Annotated in this window: 25 protein-coding genes; 10 read left to right on the top strand and 15 right to left on the bottom strand. The window is 49.6% G+C overall.

The features are described from left to right. Positions 1 to 78: 78 nt before the first annotated feature. The 9 genes from thiS to H6750_07095 all read left to right on the top strand — a co-directional run bounded on the left by thiS (position 79) and on the right by H6750_07095 (position 5,828). Positions 79 to 279, top strand: a complete 201-nt coding sequence (thiS, locus tag H6750_07135) for a sulfur carrier protein ThiS (protein MCB9774088.1) — start codon at positions 79 to 81, stop codon at positions 277 to 279. Further along, a complete protein-coding gene (gene cysK / locus H6750_07130) occupies positions 276 to 1,205 on the top strand; it encodes a cysteine synthase A (protein ID MCB9774087.1) in 930 nt (309 codons plus the stop codon). The genes thiS and cysK overlap by 4 nt, the downstream gene beginning before the upstream one ends. Before the next feature lie 220 nt (positions 1,206 to 1,425). Then, complete coding sequence (gene moeB / locus H6750_07125) at positions 1,426 to 2,256, top strand: molybdopterin-synthase adenylyltransferase MoeB (protein ID MCB9774086.1); 831 nt, start codon at positions 1,426 to 1,428, stop codon at positions 2,254 to 2,256. Positions 2,257 to 2,287: 31 nt separating this feature from the next. Further along, complete coding sequence (locus H6750_07120; GenBank protein MCB9774085.1) at positions 2,288 to 3,526, top strand: threonine synthase; 1,239 nt, start codon at positions 2,288 to 2,290, stop codon at positions 3,524 to 3,526. Further along, the gene (locus H6750_07115) at positions 3,523 to 3,798 is read left to right on the top strand and encodes a MoaD/ThiS family protein (protein MCB9774084.1); all 276 of its coding nucleotides are present in this window, start codon (positions 3,523 to 3,525) and stop codon (positions 3,796 to 3,798) included. Before H6750_07120 ends, H6750_07115 begins: the two co-directional genes overlap by 4 nt. After that, on the top strand, positions 3,798 to 4,037 hold the full coding sequence (locus H6750_07110) for an NIL domain-containing protein (GenBank protein MCB9774083.1): 240 nt from the start codon (positions 3,798 to 3,800) through the stop codon (positions 4,035 to 4,037). The genes H6750_07115 and H6750_07110 overlap by 1 nt, the downstream gene beginning before the upstream one ends. Positions 4,038 to 4,051: 14 nt before the next feature. After that, the gene (moeB, locus tag H6750_07105; GenBank protein ID MCB9774082.1) at positions 4,052 to 4,852 is read left to right on the top strand and encodes a molybdopterin-synthase adenylyltransferase MoeB; all 801 of its coding nucleotides are present in this window, start codon (positions 4,052 to 4,054) and stop codon (positions 4,850 to 4,852) included. Between the two features lie 4 nt (positions 4,853 to 4,856). Continuing rightward, positions 4,857 to 5,366, top strand: coding sequence for a M67 family metallopeptidase (locus tag H6750_07100; protein MCB9774081.1), 510 nt, complete (start codon positions 4,857 to 4,859; stop codon positions 5,364 to 5,366). Positions 5,367 to 5,477: 111 nt separating this feature from the next. Then, positions 5,478 to 5,828 carry a hypothetical protein gene (locus H6750_07095; GenBank protein MCB9774080.1) on the top strand — a complete coding sequence of 117 codons (351 nt, stop codon included), beginning with the start codon at positions 5,478 to 5,480 and terminating at the stop codon, positions 5,826 to 5,828. 171 nt (positions 5,829 to 5,999) lie between these two features. On the opposite strand, the gene H6750_07090 is transcribed toward H6750_07095, so the two are convergent. The 15 genes from H6750_07090 to H6750_07020 form a co-directional block, all read right to left on the bottom strand. Beyond that, positions 6,000 to 7,199, bottom strand: a complete 1,200-nt coding sequence (locus tag H6750_07090; GenBank protein ID MCB9774079.1) for a helix-turn-helix domain-containing protein — start codon at positions 7,197 to 7,199, stop codon at positions 6,000 to 6,002. 169 nt (positions 7,200 to 7,368) lie between these two features. Continuing rightward, the gene (locus H6750_07085) at positions 7,369 to 8,049 is read right to left on the bottom strand and encodes a hypothetical protein (protein ID MCB9774078.1); all 681 of its coding nucleotides are present in this window, start codon (positions 8,047 to 8,049) and stop codon (positions 7,369 to 7,371) included. Beyond that, a complete protein-coding gene (locus tag H6750_07080) occupies positions 8,042 to 8,563 on the bottom strand; it encodes a peptidylprolyl isomerase (protein MCB9774077.1) in 522 nt (173 codons plus the stop codon). The genes H6750_07085 and H6750_07080 overlap by 8 nt, the downstream gene beginning before the upstream one ends. 26 nt (positions 8,564 to 8,589) lie before the next feature. Further along, positions 8,590 to 9,657: a hypothetical protein gene (locus H6750_07075; protein MCB9774076.1), complete on the bottom strand. Its 1,068-nt coding sequence runs from the start codon at positions 9,655 to 9,657 to the stop codon at positions 8,590 to 8,592. 58 nt (positions 9,658 to 9,715) lie between these two features. Then, complete coding sequence (gene tatC / locus H6750_07070) at positions 9,716 to 10,516, bottom strand: twin-arginine translocase subunit TatC (protein MCB9774075.1); 801 nt, start codon at positions 10,514 to 10,516, stop codon at positions 9,716 to 9,718. Between the two features lie 38 nt (positions 10,517 to 10,554). Continuing rightward, positions 10,555 to 10,800, bottom strand: a complete 246-nt coding sequence (locus tag H6750_07065; GenBank protein ID MCB9774074.1) for a YdcH family protein — start codon at positions 10,798 to 10,800, stop codon at positions 10,555 to 10,557. Between the two features lie 47 nt (positions 10,801 to 10,847). Next, positions 10,848 to 11,402, bottom strand: a complete 555-nt coding sequence (rimI, locus tag H6750_07060; protein ID MCB9774073.1) for a ribosomal protein S18-alanine N-acetyltransferase — start codon at positions 11,400 to 11,402, stop codon at positions 10,848 to 10,850. 46 nt (positions 11,403 to 11,448) lie between these two features. Continuing rightward, positions 11,449 to 12,144: a tRNA (adenosine(37)-N6)-threonylcarbamoyltransferase complex dimerization subunit type 1 TsaB gene (gene tsaB / locus H6750_07055; GenBank protein MCB9774072.1), complete on the bottom strand. Its 696-nt coding sequence runs from the start codon at positions 12,142 to 12,144 to the stop codon at positions 11,449 to 11,451. 51 nt (positions 12,145 to 12,195) lie between these two features. Further along, the gene (locus tag H6750_07050; protein MCB9774071.1) at positions 12,196 to 12,981 is read right to left on the bottom strand and encodes a hypothetical protein; all 786 of its coding nucleotides are present in this window, start codon (positions 12,979 to 12,981) and stop codon (positions 12,196 to 12,198) included. Between the two features lie 27 nt (positions 12,982 to 13,008). Further along, a complete protein-coding gene (gene radA / locus H6750_07045; GenBank protein ID MCB9774070.1) occupies positions 13,009 to 14,421 on the bottom strand; it encodes a DNA repair protein RadA in 1,413 nt (470 codons plus the stop codon). A 79-nt stretch (positions 14,422 to 14,500) separates the two neighbouring features. Then, positions 14,501 to 15,367: a hypothetical protein gene (locus H6750_07040; GenBank protein ID MCB9774069.1), complete on the bottom strand. Its 867-nt coding sequence runs from the start codon at positions 15,365 to 15,367 to the stop codon at positions 14,501 to 14,503. A 29-nt stretch (positions 15,368 to 15,396) separates the two neighbouring features. Continuing rightward, on the bottom strand, positions 15,397 to 15,663 hold the full coding sequence (locus tag H6750_07035; protein ID MCB9774068.1) for a hypothetical protein: 267 nt from the start codon (positions 15,661 to 15,663) through the stop codon (positions 15,397 to 15,399). Between the two features lie 101 nt (positions 15,664 to 15,764). Beyond that, positions 15,765 to 16,052 (bottom strand): DUF507 family protein, encoded by a 288-nt coding sequence (locus H6750_07030; protein MCB9774067.1) that lies wholly within the window; start codon positions 16,050 to 16,052, stop codon positions 15,765 to 15,767. 46 nt (positions 16,053 to 16,098) lie between these two features. Then, the gene (locus tag H6750_07025) at positions 16,099 to 16,380 is read right to left on the bottom strand and encodes a DUF507 family protein (protein MCB9774066.1); all 282 of its coding nucleotides are present in this window, start codon (positions 16,378 to 16,380) and stop codon (positions 16,099 to 16,101) included. Beyond that, the gene (locus H6750_07020) at positions 16,380 to 16,775 is read right to left on the bottom strand and encodes a hypothetical protein (GenBank protein MCB9774065.1); all 396 of its coding nucleotides are present in this window, start codon (positions 16,773 to 16,775) and stop codon (positions 16,380 to 16,382) included. The genes H6750_07025 and H6750_07020 overlap by 1 nt, the downstream gene beginning before the upstream one ends. A 110-nt stretch (positions 16,776 to 16,885) precedes the next feature. Here H6750_07020 and H6750_07015 point away from each other — a divergent pair, with 110 nt between their 5' ends. Further along, positions 16,886 to 17,659 (top strand): ribonuclease H-like domain-containing protein, encoded by a 774-nt coding sequence (locus H6750_07015; protein MCB9774064.1) that lies wholly within the window; start codon positions 16,886 to 16,888, stop codon positions 17,657 to 17,659. The last annotated feature ends 51 nt before the right edge of the window (positions 17,660 to 17,710 follow it).

The following is a 17,710-nucleotide window of genomic DNA, read 5'->3' as shown; positions in this document are numbered from 1 at the left end:
CATTTCTTGACTCCCTTCGATGGGGTTTGTTACGTTTTTTTGTTTAGGGATTCTCAGTACTTACGTTTGGAGCACGGTATGCAATTGACGATCAATGGTAAACCTGAAACCCTGGAGGTTTCGACGGTGCTGGACGTCTTGAAAACCAAAGATATTGACCCACAACTTGTCGCGGTAGAACTGAATACGCAGATGGTTGACCAGGAACAACTAGGAACCACCTCCATTAAAGATGGTGATAAACTAGAGTTTTTGTTTTTCATGGGCGGTGGCGCGTGAGTGGCGGATTTCTTCGGAATATTACCGATGGCATTGGGCATACGCCGTTAGTACGATTAAACCGGCTTTCCCCTCCGGGCGGGGCCACCATTTATGGAAAGGCGGAGTTTTACAATCCCGGCGGCAGCGTGAAAGATCGCATCTGCCTGAATATGATTGATGAGGCAGAGCAGAAGGGACTGCTCAAGCCGGGCGGCACCATAGTGGAACCGACCAGTGGCAATACCGGCATTGGATTAGCCTTGGTGTCTGCCGTTCGGGGTTATAAACTGATTCTCGTCATGCCGGAAGGGATGAGCCTGGAACGGGCCAGTTTACTCTCCTCGTATGGCGCGCAATTGGTGTTGACCCCTGCTCGGGAAGGGATGCGTGGATCAATTAAAGAAGCAGAGAGTATTTTGGACCAAAATCCCGAATACTTCATGCCGAACCAGTTTTCTAATCCGGCCAATCCAGCCATGCATCGCAAGACCACGGCTTTGGAAATCTGGGAAGCCTTGGATGGCCGGGTGGATGCATTCGTGGCTGCAGTGGGCACCGGCGGAACGATTACCGGCTGTGGAGAACTGTTTAAAGAAAAAAACCCGTCGGTCAAGGTGATTGCGCTGGAACCAGCCGGCTCTCCCGTCCTGTCCGGAGGAGAACCCGGGCCACACAGAATCCAAGGGATCGGCGCAGGCTTCGTCCCCAAGGTGCTGAATCGCTCACTCATTGATGAAATTATGACCGTGACTGATGAAGAGGCGTACCAAACCACAAAGCAACTTGCCAGGAAAGAAGGGCTCCTGGTTGGAATTTCTGCAGGAGCCAATGTGTTTGCGGCTCAAAAGGTCGCGGAATCCTTAGGGCCGAATAAGAATGTGGTGACGATTCTCTGCGATACGGGTGAACGATATCTAAGCATTGAGAAATATTTCAATATTTAGGGGATTACCACTGAACTTTTCCCATGAAGGAAGAGTCAGGATGAGGAGGAGCACATAACGTTCCTTCCTCAAAATCAGATAAGGAAATTTACGATATGCTAGGGCCTATCGGCTTTCTGAGAAAAAACCTCATGGCCACGAATCATTTTTGAATATCAACACGCCTCATTCTCCTCTAATATGGGGATGACCCCATACACCGTAAAAGGTCAGAGATCATATGAGTTTCACAGAAGATCAGATTACCCGTTATAGCCGTCACATTTTACTACCCGAAGTGGGCGGCAAGGGACAGAAAAAATTATCACAAGCGAAAGTCTTTATCGTTGGAGCCGGTGGCCTTGGATGCCCTGTCGCCTATTATCTGGCCGCAGCCGGCATTGGCACCCTTGGATTGATTGATAGCGATGTGGTGGATCTTTCCAACCTTCAACGACAAATCCTTCACCATACCCCGGATGTAGGACGGTCCAAGGTGCTTTCGGCCAAGGAAAAAATTCTGGCCTTAAACCCTGATGTCCAGGTCAACATGCATGAAGAACGATTGACGTCTCGCAATGCTCGAGACCTGATCAGCCAATACGATATCGTTATTGATGGGGTCGACAACTTCCCGGCAAAATTTCTGATCAATGACGCCTGCTATATGGAGAATAAGCCCCTCGTCCATGGGGGAATCCTGCGGTTTGAAGGACGGGCCTTCACGATTATTCCCAATCAATCCGCCTGCTATCGTTGTATTTTCAAAAATCCGCCGCCGGCCGGGGTGGTGCCTACCTGCCAGGAGGCCGGGATCATTGGTGTCGTTGCGGGAATTATTGGTACCATTCAGGCCACAGAGGCCATGAAAATCATCCTCAAGATTGGAACACCATTGACGAACCGCATCCTGGATTTTGACGCACGCACCACGGCGTTTCGAGAAATTCGCGTCAAACGGAATCCTTCGTGTGCACTCTGCGGCCCAAATCCCTCGTTGATGGAACTCATCGACTATGAACAAGAGGCGTGCCAACTTCAGCCATCGGCTACAATGCTAACCAACGGATAAACCCCACCGGTTAAGAGGGGAGGATGATGCTATGAAAAAAATGCAAGCTCTGGTGTGTCGGGAGTGCGGGAAAGAATATCCTACTCAGGATATTCATGTATGCGAATTGTGCTTTGGGCCGCTGGAAGTCAAATACGATTATGCCGCCATCAAACAGGTCATGACGCGTGAAAAGATTGCATCCGGCCCTCACAGCCTTTGGCGATATGTGGATCTCCTCCCCGTGGAAGGCACGAATTTCATCGGTCTTCATGCCGGATTTACCCCGCTGGTTCATGCCAAAAACCTTGGAGCATTCCTTGGACTGGATAACCTGTACATTAAAAATGATTGCGTCAATCATCCGACGCTGTCGTTTAAAGATCGCGTGGTGGCCATCGCCTTAACTCGAGCCAGAGAGCTGGGATTTGAAACCGTCGCCTGTGCCTCAACGGGTAATCTGGCAAATTCGGTGTCGGCCCATGCAGCCTCCGCAGGGATGAAATGCTATGTGTTCATTCCCGGCGATTTGGAAGCCGCGAAAGTCCTGGGGAATCTGATTTATCGTCCCAATGTCGTGGAAATTGAAGGAAACTATGATGATGTCAATCGGCTCTGCAGCGAAATCGCAGGAGAACGTCACTGGGCATTCGTCAACATCAACATTCGCCCCTATTACGCCGAAGGCTCGAAAACCTTGGCCTTTGAAACGGTCGAGCAATTAGGGTGGCGAGCTCCGGACCAGGTCGTGGTGCCCATGGCTTCGGGATCCTTACTAACGAAAATTTGGAAAGGCCTCAAAGAATTTGAGAAGTTAGGCCTGGTGGATTCTGTAAAGACCAAGGTAAACGGGGCGCAGGCAGAAGGCTGCTCCCCCATTGCCACGGCATTTCGAGAGAATCGTGATTTCTTTAAACCGGTGAAGCCACACACCATTGCCAAATCCCTGGCCATAGGCAATCCGGCGGACGGATACTATGCCTTAAAAACCGCCGCGGAAAGCCAGGGGGCGATGGAGGCCGTGACCGATGATGAAATTGTGGAAAGCATTAAACTTCTGGCTCAAACGGAAGGGATTTTTGCTGAGACCGCCGGAGGGGTTACCATCGGCGTCCTTCGCAAATTGGTAAAACAAGGGCGCATTCAAAAAAATGATGTGACTGTGGCCTATATCACCGGTAACGGACTGAAAACTCAGGAAGCGGTCGTCGATTCCGTTGGACGCCCATTTCGCATCCCGCCCAGTCTCAGTCACTTTATTAAGACTTTTGCCATAGAGGAGTCAGCATGATTAAGGTCAGAATTCCCACGCCCTTGCGCCCCATGACCGGAGGAAAAAGCGAGGTGGAAATAGCAGGGAACACGGTGTCGGAAATTATTGACAATCTGGGGTCTGCCCATCCCGGCATTAAGGAACGAGTCTATGATGAACAGGGAGAGGTTCGGCGATTCATCAATATCTATGTCAACGAGGAAGATATTCGGTTTTTGACGGGCAAAGACACCCCACTGAAGGACGGAGATGAAGTCTCCATCATCCCCGCAATCGCAGGAGGTACATGATGGCCAAACTACGCTTTCACATTCGCTATCCCGAAGATAAAATTCCTTCTCCCATCCTGTATGAAATCGGGCAGGAATATCAGGTCGTGCCGAGTATTCGAAGGGCCGATGTCCGTGAGACGACCGGGTGGATGGATGTGGAATTTTCGGGGGAAACTGATGAAATTGACCGGGCTATTCAGGGTCTTCGTCAAAAAGGCTGCATGGTTGATCCGATTGAATTGAACGTCGTTGAATAAGGATTTTGCTTCTCATGGAATTTACTGAATCTCAAATCCAGCGGTACAGCCGTCAGATCATTCTGTCGGAAGTGGGTGGCAAAGGACAGAAAAAGTTACAGGATGCCAAAATCCTGGTGATTGGAGCAGGAGGACTTGGTTCTCCGGCCGCACTGTATCTGGCTGCGGCCGGAATCGGAACCTTAGGTCTGACTGATGGCGATGTCGTGGACTTATCCAACCTACAAAGGCAAATTCTGCATACAACCGACCGGATTGGTGTTTCAAAGGTTGATTCCGGCGGGACATTATTGTCAGCCCTCAATCCTGAAACCACACTTAAGCTCTACCCTGAACACGTAAGCGTCACCAATATCCTCTCCTTAATTGAAGCCTATGACATCGTATTGGACGGATCTGACAATTTCTCCACACGGTTTCTGGTCAATGATGCCTGTTTTTTTGCCAAAAAGACTCTGATTTCAGGGAGCATATTTCGATTTGAAGGGCAATTAGCCACAATCAAGCCCCATGAAGGATTTCCCTGTTATCGCTGTTTATATCCAGAGCCTCCACCCGCCGGCCTTGTGCCAAATTGTCAAGAAGCCGGCGTATTAGGCGTGTTAGCCGGGACCATTGGTGTTTTACAGGCCAATGAAGCCATTAAAGAAGTCCTTGGTCTTGGAGAAAGTTTAGCCAAACATCTCCTTCTTTACGATGCCCTGGATATGACATTCAGAAAGGTTGGTCGCCCAAAATCTCCAGACTGTCCTCTTTGTGGACCTCATCCCACTATCACCAAACTTGTTGAACAGGAAGTCTCCTGTAGCATCTAGGTCCATGCTTGCCATTCCCTCCAGCATCATCAAAAATATGATTGCCCATGCCAGGGAGTTAGCCCCTCATGAATGCTGCGGCATTCTGTCAGGAACCGAAAATACCATCACCGAAGACTATCGCATTACCAATATTCTGGCTGCGTTATCAGAACAAGATCTCACACGCTTTGACGGAGCCAAATTGACTGACCTGCAACGCTTATCGCCGGAGGAGCGAGCAGATATCGCCTTTCAGATGGATGCTCGAGAAATGGCCATGGCTCAGCGTGACATTCGTTCAAAAAATCTTGATCTTTTAGGTTTTTATCATTCCCACACCTTTAGTCCGGCTCGGCCATCCCAAACGGATATCACCATCGCCATGGAATTTGAAAGCTATCGGGCCAAACTCCACTTCCCGGAACCGTTTCACCTGATTATTTCCTTAGAGCATACGGATAAGCCCGTAGTCCGGGCCTATAAAATCCAGGAATCCAAAGCCACAGAAGTTCCCATCCATACCTTGCCCTAAATAGAGGCCTCCCAATCATGCCTGGAATTTTTATTTGAAAGGCCATAGACTTCCAACCAAGAATCTTGAGATAATGAGAAGGGTTTCTCAAAGCTACATGAGGAGAAATTTATGCTGATCCCCCATCACCTGTTAGGTTTTCTGCTAGGGTTGATCGTATTTTTTCAGCCTGGATCACAGGTGTTTGCCGAAGCTTCGACCTCGCTCCAGGAATTCAACAGCCCCATTATGAAAATCGAATCGGACAAAGGGGTCTTTTTAATTACAACCGATTCTGGCATTCAATGGGTTCAAGTTGATGAAGCGGCAAAAATTCAACTAAAAACACTGGATGTTGGAGATATCATCGACGTGATCGTCGAAATGCAACCGGATAATAATCCGCCATTGGTTAAATCATGGAAATTAGCCAGAAGTGGTTCTTCCTGTAAAGTATTCAATGGCAAGACCTGCAGTCCCTAAGACTTCCTCAACGGCATTATTTACCCGCCATTTTTCCCCGATTTCAACTGATGTTTCCTCCTCAACGGACCAGAAATTAGCCGACATGTTCCTGGCAGTTATAGATAAGTAACACAGATGGTTCCTGACCATGCCGCCTAAAGTCATGGAAATACAGGGAAAAAGAACAATTTACCAATGAAGAATTTTTCCGATTTCCGTCACCGTGTATCCCCCCAGTGATTCGATTTCCCGCCTGAAAGGTTGACTCACCATCGCATCAAGAAATTGAGACATGACGGGGTGGGTCTTAAGAAATTCTCTGCGCATAATTAAGTCATACTGTTCTTCACGAAGCGGAATGAAGCCAAGACCATAATGACGAGCTGCGGCTTCCACGCCAATGCCCACGTCAGCCATACCATCACGAATCAAGCGAGCGACCTCGAGATGAGACGGCACTTCGTGCTGATACCCTAGTAACTGGTCTCCCGTTAATCCTGATTTCTGAAGCAGGGAATCCAAAAGAAATCTCGCTCCGGCCCCCAATTCCCGGTTGACGAGACGAAGTCCCGACTGGCCAAAGTCATCCACCCCGACAATGTGTTTGGGGTTTCCCGGCTGAACCAACAGGCCTTGAACCCAAGACGCAAAGCGCACTCCGACAAATTCCTGACCGGGAATATGCCGTTTCAGATAAGGAACATTACTTTGCCCGGATTTCACATCCACAAGATGCAATCCCGCCATGTGCACTTCATCCCGTTGAAGAGCACGGAGCGCATTCGCGCTTCCCATGGTCCAATTCGTAATTCCCGCCAGGGAATTTATTTTTCGGACATGCTCCCCGGCGAGAAATAACGCCGGGTCACACCCTGCAATAAGAATCCCTTTTTTGATCACCTCCGAAGAATTGAGTAATTGAACCCGCACATACGGTCCTTTTCCTCTGGAAGATTTCTTCGCCTGTTCCTGAATGACTCCATCAGCCGGCATGACAAAATTCAACACATCGCCCAGCTCGACCATCGGCCTGGCTAGTATCCGGGATCCAACATATGACAGCTTCACCCTTGTCGGTTGATCCAGTGGCGTTGTCCCACTAATAAACTCAGCGTCAACAATTTCTTCATGATCTGCCAGGATAAAAAGATCCTCAACCCGGCACTTCAACGCACGAGCGAACCGTAAGGCAATGTGAGTGCTGGGCAAATATTGATTGGCTTCTATGGCATATACGGCTTGTCGCGTCAGGCCAACAAGGACCGCTAATTCCGCCTGTGAGATTCCCTGTTTTTTCCGTCTATCTCGTAAGCGATTACACACGGATTCTTGAGGCGAGACCTTCGCCTCCCCTGACGTTTTTCGAATTTTAGAAACCATTTTTTTCATGATCGAATCGTTCTAAAGGAATATCAGGGAGGATGGCCGCTGGTCTCCATAACCTGCTGAAAACATATTCATCATCCTTACCTCTCTCAATAACAACCACCTTGCTAAAGGTTTCGTAGATGTCATTCTGCCCCTTGGCACCCAGACCGCTCAATTTGGGAACCCATCCTTACATTTTCATCATCGACAATCGGGAAAGATCGAGAACGATCTCACCGCTATGCTCATCTCCAAAAATAGCGTCCCAAAAGTTTTTCTTTTTCGGCAGCACCGTCGCTTCTGTTTCATAGAGTAAATCGACGTCAAGTGGGGCAAGAGAAAACAGTGGATACCGTCGATCATAGATCAGCCCGGCAGGGGGAATCTCATAGCTCGTACGGTGATTACTGATGATGACGTGGAGATACCCGTCTTTGACATACAGACCCCCAGAGGTCACTTCCCGCTTCGTCGCATTCACCGGCTGACTGATGTAAAACGTGACCAGTTCCTGTGGAACAGCTAACCCTAACCCCTCCAGCAATCGTGGCACTAACAAATCGATTTCTTCTTTATTGAATGCCGGCTCAGGATCCGCAAGGCCACGAATCCAGCGAATGGGACCGGAACGATACTCACGCACCCGTAATCCGCTCAGAGCCTCGATCATTTGGTGACGAGACATGGTAGCCGGATGCTCGTTCAATGTCTGAGGAACATCAGGGTCCACCCAGGGGGAGACCTCAAGTCGAACAAACGATGTGGGATTTTCATAGACCAGGTAGGAATAGAATGGGGGAGCGACACAGCCCGCAAAGAGCCATCCAATAAGAAGGCAACAAGGCCAGACGCGTCGGCACCTCTTAGGCATTCGCTTCAGAGACACTCATGGTCATTTCAATTCGGTCAAGAGGATTATCATTGGCATCCCGCTTGGCGCTGACGATTCGATCCACGGTCTCCATGCCACTCACCACTTCACCAAACACCGTATATTGACCATCTAAAAAACTCGAATCCGCCACACAAATAAAAAACTGGGAACCCGCGCTATTGGGATCTTGCGATCTCGCCATCGAAAGCGTCCCGCGTTTATGAGGCTTGGAGCTAAATTCCGCATTGATCCGATGGCCTGGACCACCCATTCCATGGCGTGACCGGTCGTGTTCCTTACTATTGGGATCTCCTCCCTGAATCATAAAATTGGGAATCACCCGATGAAATGTCGTACCGTCATAGAACTTCTCTTTGGCCAATTTCACCATATTCTGGACATGATTAGGCGCGACATCCGGAAAAAGGTTTAAGTGGATATCCCCCCAGGCATCGCCGTTCACCTGGATGTGAATCGTAATTGTCTGACATTCATGAGTTGCGTCGCTCATCATCCCGTCCTTTCCATTACACCGGTTTATTCATAAGGGCCCTTGGGAACCAACTGGACACCCAACCCCTGGCTAATATTCGTCCAATGCGCACCTCCGTCTTGACTCCGAAATGCTCCGCTACTGGTTCCGGCATATAAGTCCCCCGCATTCGATATCGTCAAACTTTGAATAGCCAGGTTGGTCAACCCGGTATTCATGCCCATCCATTTTTTCTGGTCAGGTTTCCATCGGAAAATTCCGTTTCCGGTCGCCACAATGACATCTTTATGATCAGGAACAATGCTTCTGATTGAATCATTGGGAAGATTCCGACTGAGGGAGGACCAGGATTGGCCACGATCCGTGCTGGTGAAAATCCCCCCATCCTGTGTCCCTAAAAAAATGTGTTGCGCCTCATTCACGGCAATGACTCGAAGATAGCGATGCGGCAACCGCTCACGTGGATCAACAAATATGGATTGGGAATCCACCCATGTAGAAGGTGAAGAGTGGTGAGTCTCCAGATGAAAGAGACCTTTGCCTGACGTGGCGGCTAATAGCTTGCCGTCATCCATGATCGCAAGGCCCGGAACCAGAATCCGATCCAATCCGGCTCCAACGGTGACCCACTGTTTCTCAGCTTCAACCCACTGATACACCCCGGTTCCTGTTCCCGCATACACGACATCCTGGTGAACCAAAAATGATTTGACTTCCGACTCGTGCAATCCGTTTCCAATAGATTCCCACGTCGTTCCCTTGAGCTCAAGACGATATATTCCACCACGCATGGTCCCGGCATAGATATGCTTCCCGGGAAGCACAGCCAGACACAGCAAGAAAGGGTCCGTCAAGCCTCGATTCAAGGGCTCCCAGGATTTCCCTTTATCCTGGCTTCGAAAAAGTCCCATTCCAAATGACCCCGCATAGACCACTCCGTCCGGGGTCACCACAAGAGTTTGAATACTGGGGGAAAATCCTTTTTGGGTATTTTGGGAGTCATCTGGATGTAGAGAGGGAATATTCGAGACGGAATACAGCGAGGATAATGGAGAATAACTTTCTCCCAGGCCGGAAAATCCCATAAGCCAGAAGGAGGCCACTATGCCCACAAGACAATTCCATAAAGGTCCTGGCATTCGTGTCGACTGGTGAACGGGTCTAATCCGCTCAACCTTGCGCTGCATCGTCGGGTGCCTTTCCCTCCTCAGCCACTGCATACTTCTCCCCCGCCGACAGAGGAGCACGGCCAAAGACCTTTGCCCCCCAAATACCTATTTCATACAGTATGATTAACGGGACAGCCATTAATAACATAGTGAACATTGTCGCATCAGGGGTAATCACCGCAGAAAGAATCAACGCCACCAGAGCGGCATGCTTACGGAACCGAATAAGCACGGATGCTTGAATGACCCCTACACGGGCTAAAAGAGAAAGCACCAGTGGTATTTCAAACGCAAAGCCAAACGCCAGAAGAAATTTGACGTTAAAATCGACATAGGTGCCGACAGCTAATTCTGGAGTAATGGCTCGATCCATGCCAAACGTGACAAAAAAGTTGATCACCAACGGCAGGATCACCACATTGCAAAAACCCAAACCCAAAAGGAAGAATCCCAACCCGAGGAAAAAAAGCGGCACGGCCCAACGCTGCTCCTTCTGAAGCAACGCCGGCTCAATAAACTTCCAAAATTGGTACAGAATGATAGGGACACTGGCAATCACCGCTGCCATAAAAGAGATTTTTATGGAGGCAAATAATGCCTCTGCCGGAGCGTAAAAAATCAGATCATCTTCAAAGGGCCGTTTGAACCAGTCGATGAGAATGGAAGAGTAAGAAAACGCTATAACAAAAAACACCATGATCGTGGCCCCCACGATCATTAACCGGCGTTTAATATCACGAATGTGGCGCTGAAGGGGATGCACCACCGCATTCATGGCCATGGTAGGGGAAAAAGCAGCCATTAGAAAGTGGGATTTAGAGTGCGAAGCAGCCGTTGGGATTATCCAGGTGTTTTGGCATTATCACATGAGGCACGATGTTCACGAATCAGAGCGGCCATTCGATCTTTCTTGCCAAGTTTTTCCTTCTGTAAATGTTTTTTAAGTATTTCTTCCTGAGGAGTCAACACATGGTGTTTCAATAACTGTTGAAGCTCCAGATCCAACCGGTGATGGGATTCCTCCAACTCCTGATACTCCACATTGGATGCCCGCAAATTTTCGGCGATTTGTTCGTCGGTCACCATCGGTACCCTCCTATGTTAGTAGTGAACGTTGAGCTGGTAAGCGTTTCTTATTTGCATTCAGCCGGGATTCCCAGGAGATCATTTTTGTCAGATTTGGGCTTGGACAAAGGCTCCAGAGTCATAAGGATAGCATCCTCACTTGGATTCGTATAGTAGGAAGATCTTCTGCCATATTCCTCAAATCCAAAGCTTTTATAGAGACGTGTTGCCCCTTGATTGGAGTTCCGAACCTCCAGCATCCCCCGACAACATCCCCGAGCATTCCCGATGCATAAAGCTTGGAGAATTAATTGCTTAGCCAATCCCTGTCCACGGAAATGAGGGTGAACCGCCAGATTAAGAAAGCGAATCTCTTCAAAGATCACCCACACACAGCTATAGGCCAGCAAGGGAATTTCCGGTTGTTCTTCTGGACCTGGAATGACGAGAATTTGGCTAAAGACATTCCCGTGTAATTCGGCCTCAAAACTTTTTTTCGACCATGGGACAGAAAAGCAGGTTTCTTCCAGAATCACTAATGCATCCAAATCAGCCAGGGTGGCCAATCGAATGCCCTTATTATGTAATAGTTTACTTCTCACTACAGGATCATTTGTGTCCATGCCTCTACTCCTCTATTGATGTCACACAAACAGGTACCCCAAAGTCTCACCCGATGGGATTCAGGCCTATCGGTTTCGATAACTCTGCATACGATGGTTGAATATAACGTGGAGAGCAGCCTAAAGGAAGGAGAGCCCCTCGCTCCAGTAGGGCCCGTCCTGCCATTCCAATCCCTCTGGCTGATGGCCATTGCTCCTCGGGAGGAGCTTCGACAAGGGGAAACCCTTTTGAAAGGAGAGTCACCCGATTCTGCATCCAACCATCTCCGAGCACAATGGTCGGCTCGGTCAGACCCCCACAAACCTCAAAGATGTCCCCAATTTGTGACTCTTTCACGCACACGATCTGCTGATTCTCCCAACGAAACAGAGCCCAATACACCATCCCCTGCCGTATACCGATAGTGCTGAGCAGAGGGAGCTCGGTAACAGCATGATTCCAGGCAAGCCCTTCGAGTGTGGAAACCCCCACCAAAGGTATCTGTAAAGCCAGCCGGAAGGCCGTCATGGTCGCCAATCCCACCCGTAATCCGGTGAACGTCCCCGGTCCTATGGACACCACCAAACCTTCAAGGCTTGATAACTGCAAAGCAACCGAGGATAGCAGCCGATCGATGGTGGGGATGAGTTGCGGGGTCAAAGGCTGCCCCGACTCACAGGCCAGAACGGCTAACGGCTGTTGGTCCCGAAACACGGCCACACTCTGGTGGGAGGTGGCAGATTCTAGAGCTAAAAACACCATAATAATGAATCCTGACTTACCAACGAGTGGGTGCTTGATGCATAAGGGCAACTACGAGGCCGAATTGACGATAAACTCCTTGAAGTGAAGGGTAATGGATCCTCCGCTGGGTCGATAGTCTGTCGCCCGAACCAGAAACGGCAATCGAACCGGAGCGCTTTCTTCCCCCGTGGTGCCTTTCACCTCTCGATAATCTTCACACTCTACCAATACGACAATGTCATCGAATGAGCGTCGATATTCAATTGACGTCAAATCCATGGTCCGGGCATCCACCCAGGTCCGTACGGTGAAATCATCCTGAGATGAGGTAGATGAGGATGGGTTGGGAGCCATATCAATGCGAAAATGTTCGTTATTTTTCCACACGCGAGCCTCCTCACCGACTACCCCCGAAACTTTACCCAACATGGCATCCAACGCACGAAGACTCAGCATCACGGTGTGATCCCAGGGTGAACGCTCCTGAGGGTCATCAACTCTTCCGGTGATCACCTTGTCTTCACCGGGTAAGTACAGTTCATATTCGTTGTTCCTGCGATGAAAATTCATCACGGATACACCCAAACGGATAAAGGTTTTCAGATCCAAGACATCGGGATGCACATACGAAACCGTGCCAAGAACATTGTGAGAAAGCGGCACTCCAGAACCAGAGACGGACGCCTGGAATAAGCCTCGAAGGGTGCGAATGGTCGACTCTTTTTCACGTAGGGCTTTGAATACCTTCTGTCGGTCCTGCTCGTCTTCAAGCAGTTGGAATGATCCTTGAAAGATTCCGGCGCATCCCACAAGGAACGCCAGCGGCAACAAGAACCAGCGACTAACAGCATTCATTGTATTAAATCCAATTGACCGCGCCGTTTATGAGGCAGGACTCACAACCGTTTCCCAAATATCACCGATGTCTCGAATCCCAACGACTTCCATGCCAGCCACAGGTTTCCATTGTTGAAGATTCGGCTCAGGAACCACGCAGCGTTGAAACCCCAATTTCATCGCCTCACGAATGCGTAAGTCCGCATGTTGCACCGGCCGGACCTCTCCGCCCAACCCGACCTCGCCCATCACGACCAATCTTGGATCCAGTGTTAACTCCCGAAAGCTGGAAAGCACCGCACATACGATTCCCACGTCAACCGTCGGCTCATCAATTCGAAGCCCTCCCACCACATTCACATATACATCGTACCCGGCAAAGTGCAACCCCAATCGTTTTTCTAGGACGGCCAACAGTAAGGACACCCGGTTCACTTCCACACCTTTGGCCATCCGTTTCGGCATGGGGTAGGTGGTCTCCGCAACCAAAGCCTGCAACTCAACCAATAAGGGCCGTGACCCTTCCACGCTCGACACGACAATAGATCCGGCACCATGGCCGATTCGTCCCGTTAAAAACAGTTCGGAAGGATTCCCAACTTCGGTCAGCCCTTCATCCTTCATTTCAAAAACCCCGATTTCATTGGTTGGGCCGAAGCGGTTTTTCACGGCTCGAAGAATTCGATAGCTCTGGCCTTTGTCTCCTTCAAAATACAACACCGTATCGACAATATGTTCCAGAAGCCTTGGCCCGGCAATCACGCCTTCCTTCGTCACATGCCCGATAATAAAAATAGGGACTTGCGTCCGCTTGGCATACCACATTAAACGGCAGCCAACCTCCTGAACCTGGCTGACACTCCCTGGCGCTGATGTGAGTTCCTGCGTAAAAACCGTTTGAATGGAATCCACGACAATGACACCGGGATTCATCTGCTCAGCTACTTTGAAAATATCTTCCAGGGAGGTGGCAGCAGCCACATACAGGTTGGGGGATTGAATGCCTATACGATCCGCCCGCATCTTAATTTGCTGTGGTGATTCTTCTCCCGATACATACAACCCGACCTGTTTGGCCGTTCCCAGAGAGGCCAGGGTTTGGAGCAACAGAGTCGTTTTACCAATTCCAGGATCGCCTCCAATCAAGATAACCGATCCTGGAACCACTCCCCCACCAAGCACTCGATTCAATTCTTCAATAGCAGCCTGAAGACGAAACTCCTGCGTCTGCACGATAGAGCTGATTGGGACAGCCTCCGGTATTCCTCCGGCGACACTTCGCGGTTGAAGGGATGAAAGATCTTGATCAACCTCCTCCCGCAAGGAGTTCCATTGCGCACACTCCGGACACCGGCCGCTCCAGCGAACGCCTTGATATCCACATTCCTGACACACAAAACGGCTTTTTGGTCGTGCTGCCTTCACCAAAATTTCTTTCCTACGATCGGTTTTTTGAATAGAAAATCATATAGAATTTAGCAATATCCACATCCGATGTTGAACCGAACGTCGACCGGCTATTGGCTCATAGGCTCCATCAAAGATGCCGTCGAATACGTGACCAATCATCGAGGACAATGGCCCGGCGTGGAAACCGACCCTTTGTCTGTGGTAGCGGTAAAATCACGGTTTGCAGGCGGTTTTGAACGAGTACTTCCGCAAAATCTGCCGTGCGCCCGATACCACCACTCACTTTTTCCCAACCCTCTTCTTTCAAAGTGTGTATGAGTTCGTTCAATGCCGTTGGCGTCTTCTGAAGGATTCTAATCATTCCTGGGGGGAATTGGTGCTCACGCAGCCAAGCCTGAATATGTTCAAGATGTCCTCGCCCGGTCAAGTCCAGATACACAAGGTTGTAATAAAATTGGGCGAGCTTGCCCAATTCTGACGCTGCTGCTGGATGGGCATCTCCTAAAATGAGTCCCGGATCCTTATAGAGCTCAGGCGGAGGCGGATCCATAGCCAGCTCCCCTTCCACTAACACCGCCAGGTCAATCAGCAGTATGGGACGACGACGCTCCCAGGAGAGAAGGACCCCTTTCCCTTCGATGGCCTTGGTTTTAGAGGGCGTCACCAACTTCACAATGATTGACAAATTCCCTCGCATACTGGGAGCAAAGTCGAGCCGAGCCCATCCCTGCGCGTCGGTATTCGCCTGGCCCACCGTCCGGCCATGCACAATAAATTCCAAGGGCTGGTCCGGCAAACCAATCTCCCCTTCTGCCTCGGGATTGGTTAAGCGTGCCTGTAATTGAATTGGCTTCCCGGGAGATGTTAGCAAGTCAGTCACCGACAAATTAGCCGCCTGAGCCAGTGAAGCATGTAGCCCAATCACGGCCACCAAAATTCTCAAACCCCAATCCAGCCTCACTAACCTTGTCAGAAGACGATCATCTTGCTTCATGCTATGGTCTCCAGATGACTGGCAGATGGTTAAAACAACCCTCGTCCGCGCTTGCCAAATGCAAACGCATCGAAGCCTGCCAGAATGGCAAATTGCATATAAATTAGCCACCCTGTCGGCCAGAAAAACTTGGAAATAATCAATAAAAGAATCCCGCATACCAGGAAAATATTCCCGCGTTTGACACCCAAGTAGAGATGACCGATCCCCGGTAAAATGGAGAGGGTGGCCGCTCCAAGAGCATGCATGGTCTTTTCACGATCATTCACGAGAGTACCCTTGACAAACCATACCATTGGCCCTCAAGAGAGTTCCAGGGATAAGCAGCTGCACGATTAATATGGTTGACGTCACACTCGCAGAAAAGGAAGAAACCTGAGGGGCCAAGAAGAGTTCTTCAGCTTAAATTCCGCTTACGTAATTCTTCCTGGTAGGTTTTTTGATAAAGGACATCCCACTCTTGGGAACCTTCTGGAATGGGCCGTGCATATGATTGCAATCGACTCCGCACTTTTTGCACCAGCTCCTCTTCTGCTTTCATGTGCTCGGCCAGCACGCGCTTGACTTCACGAAGGGCATGAGCAGAATCGCCAATCATCTTTGCCTCGGACATTTCTGTAACACTGGTCAGAATTACATGCGCAAGATGAGTCTGTTTTTCGTCGCTGAGGATGGGAGTATTCATTAGCCATTCAGTCCTGGGGACTTCAACGTCTATTCTGCTATAAGCCCTATAAAATGACTCCCCGTTCTTTGATGAGTTTTTGTTTCACCATGGTAAACATTTTCTGGTAATCCGCTCGACCTTCTGCAAACTCTCGTTCAACCTGTTTCAACATCTCCCGGACATCCGCGTTCAAACGATCTTCCACCTGTAACTCGGTCAGAATGGCTGCTTCCAATTTCTGAATCACCACTTCCGGTTTTCCTTGAATTTGCAACAAGCCACTCGCCTGTAATCGTTCAATGACTGAAACGGCCATATGATGTATGCGAACTTTATTGAGTCGCATCAGGTTCCTTCAGGAAGCTGTTCCACTCTCATAAGGGAGGCCCCTGTGGCCTCCCTCAAGACCTTCGGATCACCTATCACTTTTCCAATGACGTTCACCCGATCGGCAGGAACCGGATCATCTCCGAGGCTCATGGGCGTGCGTCCAAAAAAGACGGCCAACATTCCCCCCATGCCCCAAAAAGCGACATCGCCAACTTTTACCTGAGTGGTGGCAACTTCTCGATAGTCTTTGACCCCCGGCATGTTGCAATAAAATTCTTCTCCCCACTGATTCACGGGGACCTCAATAGGAAGAGCTTCAACCACAGCCTGTGCGGTTCGATTCGGTTTGAGTTGTGCAATGACCTGGATCCCACCGATGGTCATTTTAATTTTCTGTGGACGGAATTCCATAATTTCTCGCTTATGCTACCAATGAAAGAAGATCTCAAGATTGCTTCGAATGTAGCTTGTCCTCTTGGTGAAATCAAGGTTAGAATTAGGCTCTCTTCGCGTAAAGACTCATGTTACAATCCACATTTCTTTTTTTACCCGGCGTTGGAGAATCCACTGAGCGCCTCTGGTGGGAGGATGGCATTGACACGTGGGAGGCTTTCCTCGAGAAACCTGTCGCTCCCCGCATTTCCTCGTTTCGAAAAGCCCAATATGATGGAGACATTCTGGAAGCACAAAAACAGTGGAAGGCACAGAATTCCCGTTTCTTTACCCGCATCCTGAAAGCGCGCGACCACTGGCGTCTTTATCCCAATTTTCGATCTCAGGCGGCGTTTCTGGATATTGAGACAAACGGAATTCCTTTACCCGATGGCGAGATTACGGTGGTGGGTATTTATGGAAAAGGTCGCATGACCACGTTGATTCAGGGAGAAAACTTATCCGGTGAACGCTTGCAGGCGGAATTGGCATCATACGATCTTCTCGTAACCTTCTTTGGCTCAGGCTTTGACTTGCCATTTCTGAAAGCCAAATATCCGAACCTGATGCTTGACCATCCCCATATCGACCTCTGTTTTGCGGCAAGACGTCTCGGATTGAGGGGCGGACTGAAGGCGATTGAGATGGAAGTAGGGTGTTATCGACCGACTTCTCTGGAAGGACTGACGGGGTGGGATGCAGTCCGGCTGTGGGAAGAATCACAACTCGGACAAGCGGGCTCTAAAGAGGTGCTCATACGATATAATGAAGCAGATTGCAAAAACCTGGAGCCTTTAGCCGACCTTATTTACAACCGTCTGGTTCAACGTCATGGACTCCCTGAATACATTGCTTCCCTATGACTTTCGCGCAACGCTCTAACAAATGGACTGGCGTCGGACTGACGGATCTGG

This window comes from Nitrospiraceae bacterium (assembly GCA_020632595.1).
Classification (GTDB): Bacteria; Nitrospirota; Nitrospiria; order Nitrospirales; family UBA8639; genus Nitrospira_E.
Note: the sequence above shows the minus strand (reverse complement) of the source record. Positions and strands in the feature narration are given on the sequence as shown.

Bases quoted from the DNA above. Each gene is read 5' to 3' on its own strand.
- thiS (MCB9774088.1), top strand. From the start codon at position 79: ATGCAATTGACGATCAATGGTAAACCTGAAACCCTGGAGGTTTCGACG.
- H6750_07025 (MCB9774066.1), bottom strand. From the start codon at position 16,380: ATGCGACTCAATAAAGTTCGCATACATCATATGGCCGTTTCAGTCATT.
- H6750_07095 (MCB9774080.1), top strand. From the start codon at position 5,478: ATGCTGATCCCCCATCACCTGTTAGGTTTTCTGCTAGGGTTGATCGTA.
- moeB (MCB9774086.1), top strand. From the start codon at position 1,426: ATGAGTTTCACAGAAGATCAGATTACCCGTTATAGCCGTCACATTTTA.
- moeB (MCB9774082.1), top strand. From the start codon at position 4,052: ATGGAATTTACTGAATCTCAAATCCAGCGGTACAGCCGTCAGATCATT.
- tatC (MCB9774075.1), bottom strand. From the start codon at position 10,516: ATGGCTGCTTTTTCCCCTACCATGGCCATGAATGCGGTGGTGCATCCC.
- H6750_07080 (MCB9774077.1), bottom strand. From the start codon at position 8,563: ATGAGCGACGCAACTCATGAATGTCAGACAATTACGATTCACATCCAG.
- H6750_07020 (MCB9774065.1), bottom strand. From the start codon at position 16,775: ATGGAATTCCGTCCACAGAAAATTAAAATGACCATCGGTGGGATCCAG.
- H6750_07040 (MCB9774069.1), bottom strand. From the start codon at position 15,367: ATGAAGCAAGATGATCGTCTTCTGACAAGGTTAGTGAGGCTGGATTGG.
- H6750_07120 (MCB9774085.1), top strand. From the start codon at position 2,288: ATGAAAAAAATGCAAGCTCTGGTGTGTCGGGAGTGCGGGAAAGAATAT.
- H6750_07085 (MCB9774078.1), bottom strand. From the start codon at position 8,049: ATGCCTAAGAGGTGCCGACGCGTCTGGCCTTGTTGCCTTCTTATTGGA.
- H6750_07035 (MCB9774068.1), bottom strand. From the start codon at position 15,663: ATGGTATGGTTTGTCAAGGGTACTCTCGTGAATGATCGTGAAAAGACC.
- H6750_07090 (MCB9774079.1), bottom strand. From the start codon at position 7,199: ATGAAAAAAATGGTTTCTAAAATTCGAAAAACGTCAGGGGAGGCGAAG.
- H6750_07030 (MCB9774067.1), bottom strand. From the start codon at position 16,052: ATGAATACTCCCATCCTCAGCGACGAAAAACAGACTCATCTTGCGCAT.
- H6750_07100 (MCB9774081.1), top strand. From the start codon at position 4,857: ATGCTTGCCATTCCCTCCAGCATCATCAAAAATATGATTGCCCATGCC.
- H6750_07015 (MCB9774064.1), top strand. From the start codon at position 16,886: ATGTTACAATCCACATTTCTTTTTTTACCCGGCGTTGGAGAATCCACT.
- rimI (MCB9774073.1), bottom strand. From the start codon at position 11,402: ATGGACACAAATGATCCTGTAGTGAGAAGTAAACTATTACATAATAAG.
- H6750_07050 (MCB9774071.1), bottom strand. From the start codon at position 12,981: ATGAATGCTGTTAGTCGCTGGTTCTTGTTGCCGCTGGCGTTCCTTGTG.
- H6750_07115 (MCB9774084.1), top strand. From the start codon at position 3,523: ATGATTAAGGTCAGAATTCCCACGCCCTTGCGCCCCATGACCGGAGGA.
- tsaB (MCB9774072.1), bottom strand. From the start codon at position 12,144: ATGGTGTTTTTAGCTCTAGAATCTGCCACCTCCCACCAGAGTGTGGCC.
- H6750_07110 (MCB9774083.1), top strand. From the start codon at position 3,798: ATGGCCAAACTACGCTTTCACATTCGCTATCCCGAAGATAAAATTCCT.
- H6750_07065 (MCB9774074.1), bottom strand. From the start codon at position 10,800: ATGGTGACCGACGAACAAATCGCCGAAAATTTGCGGGCATCCAATGTG.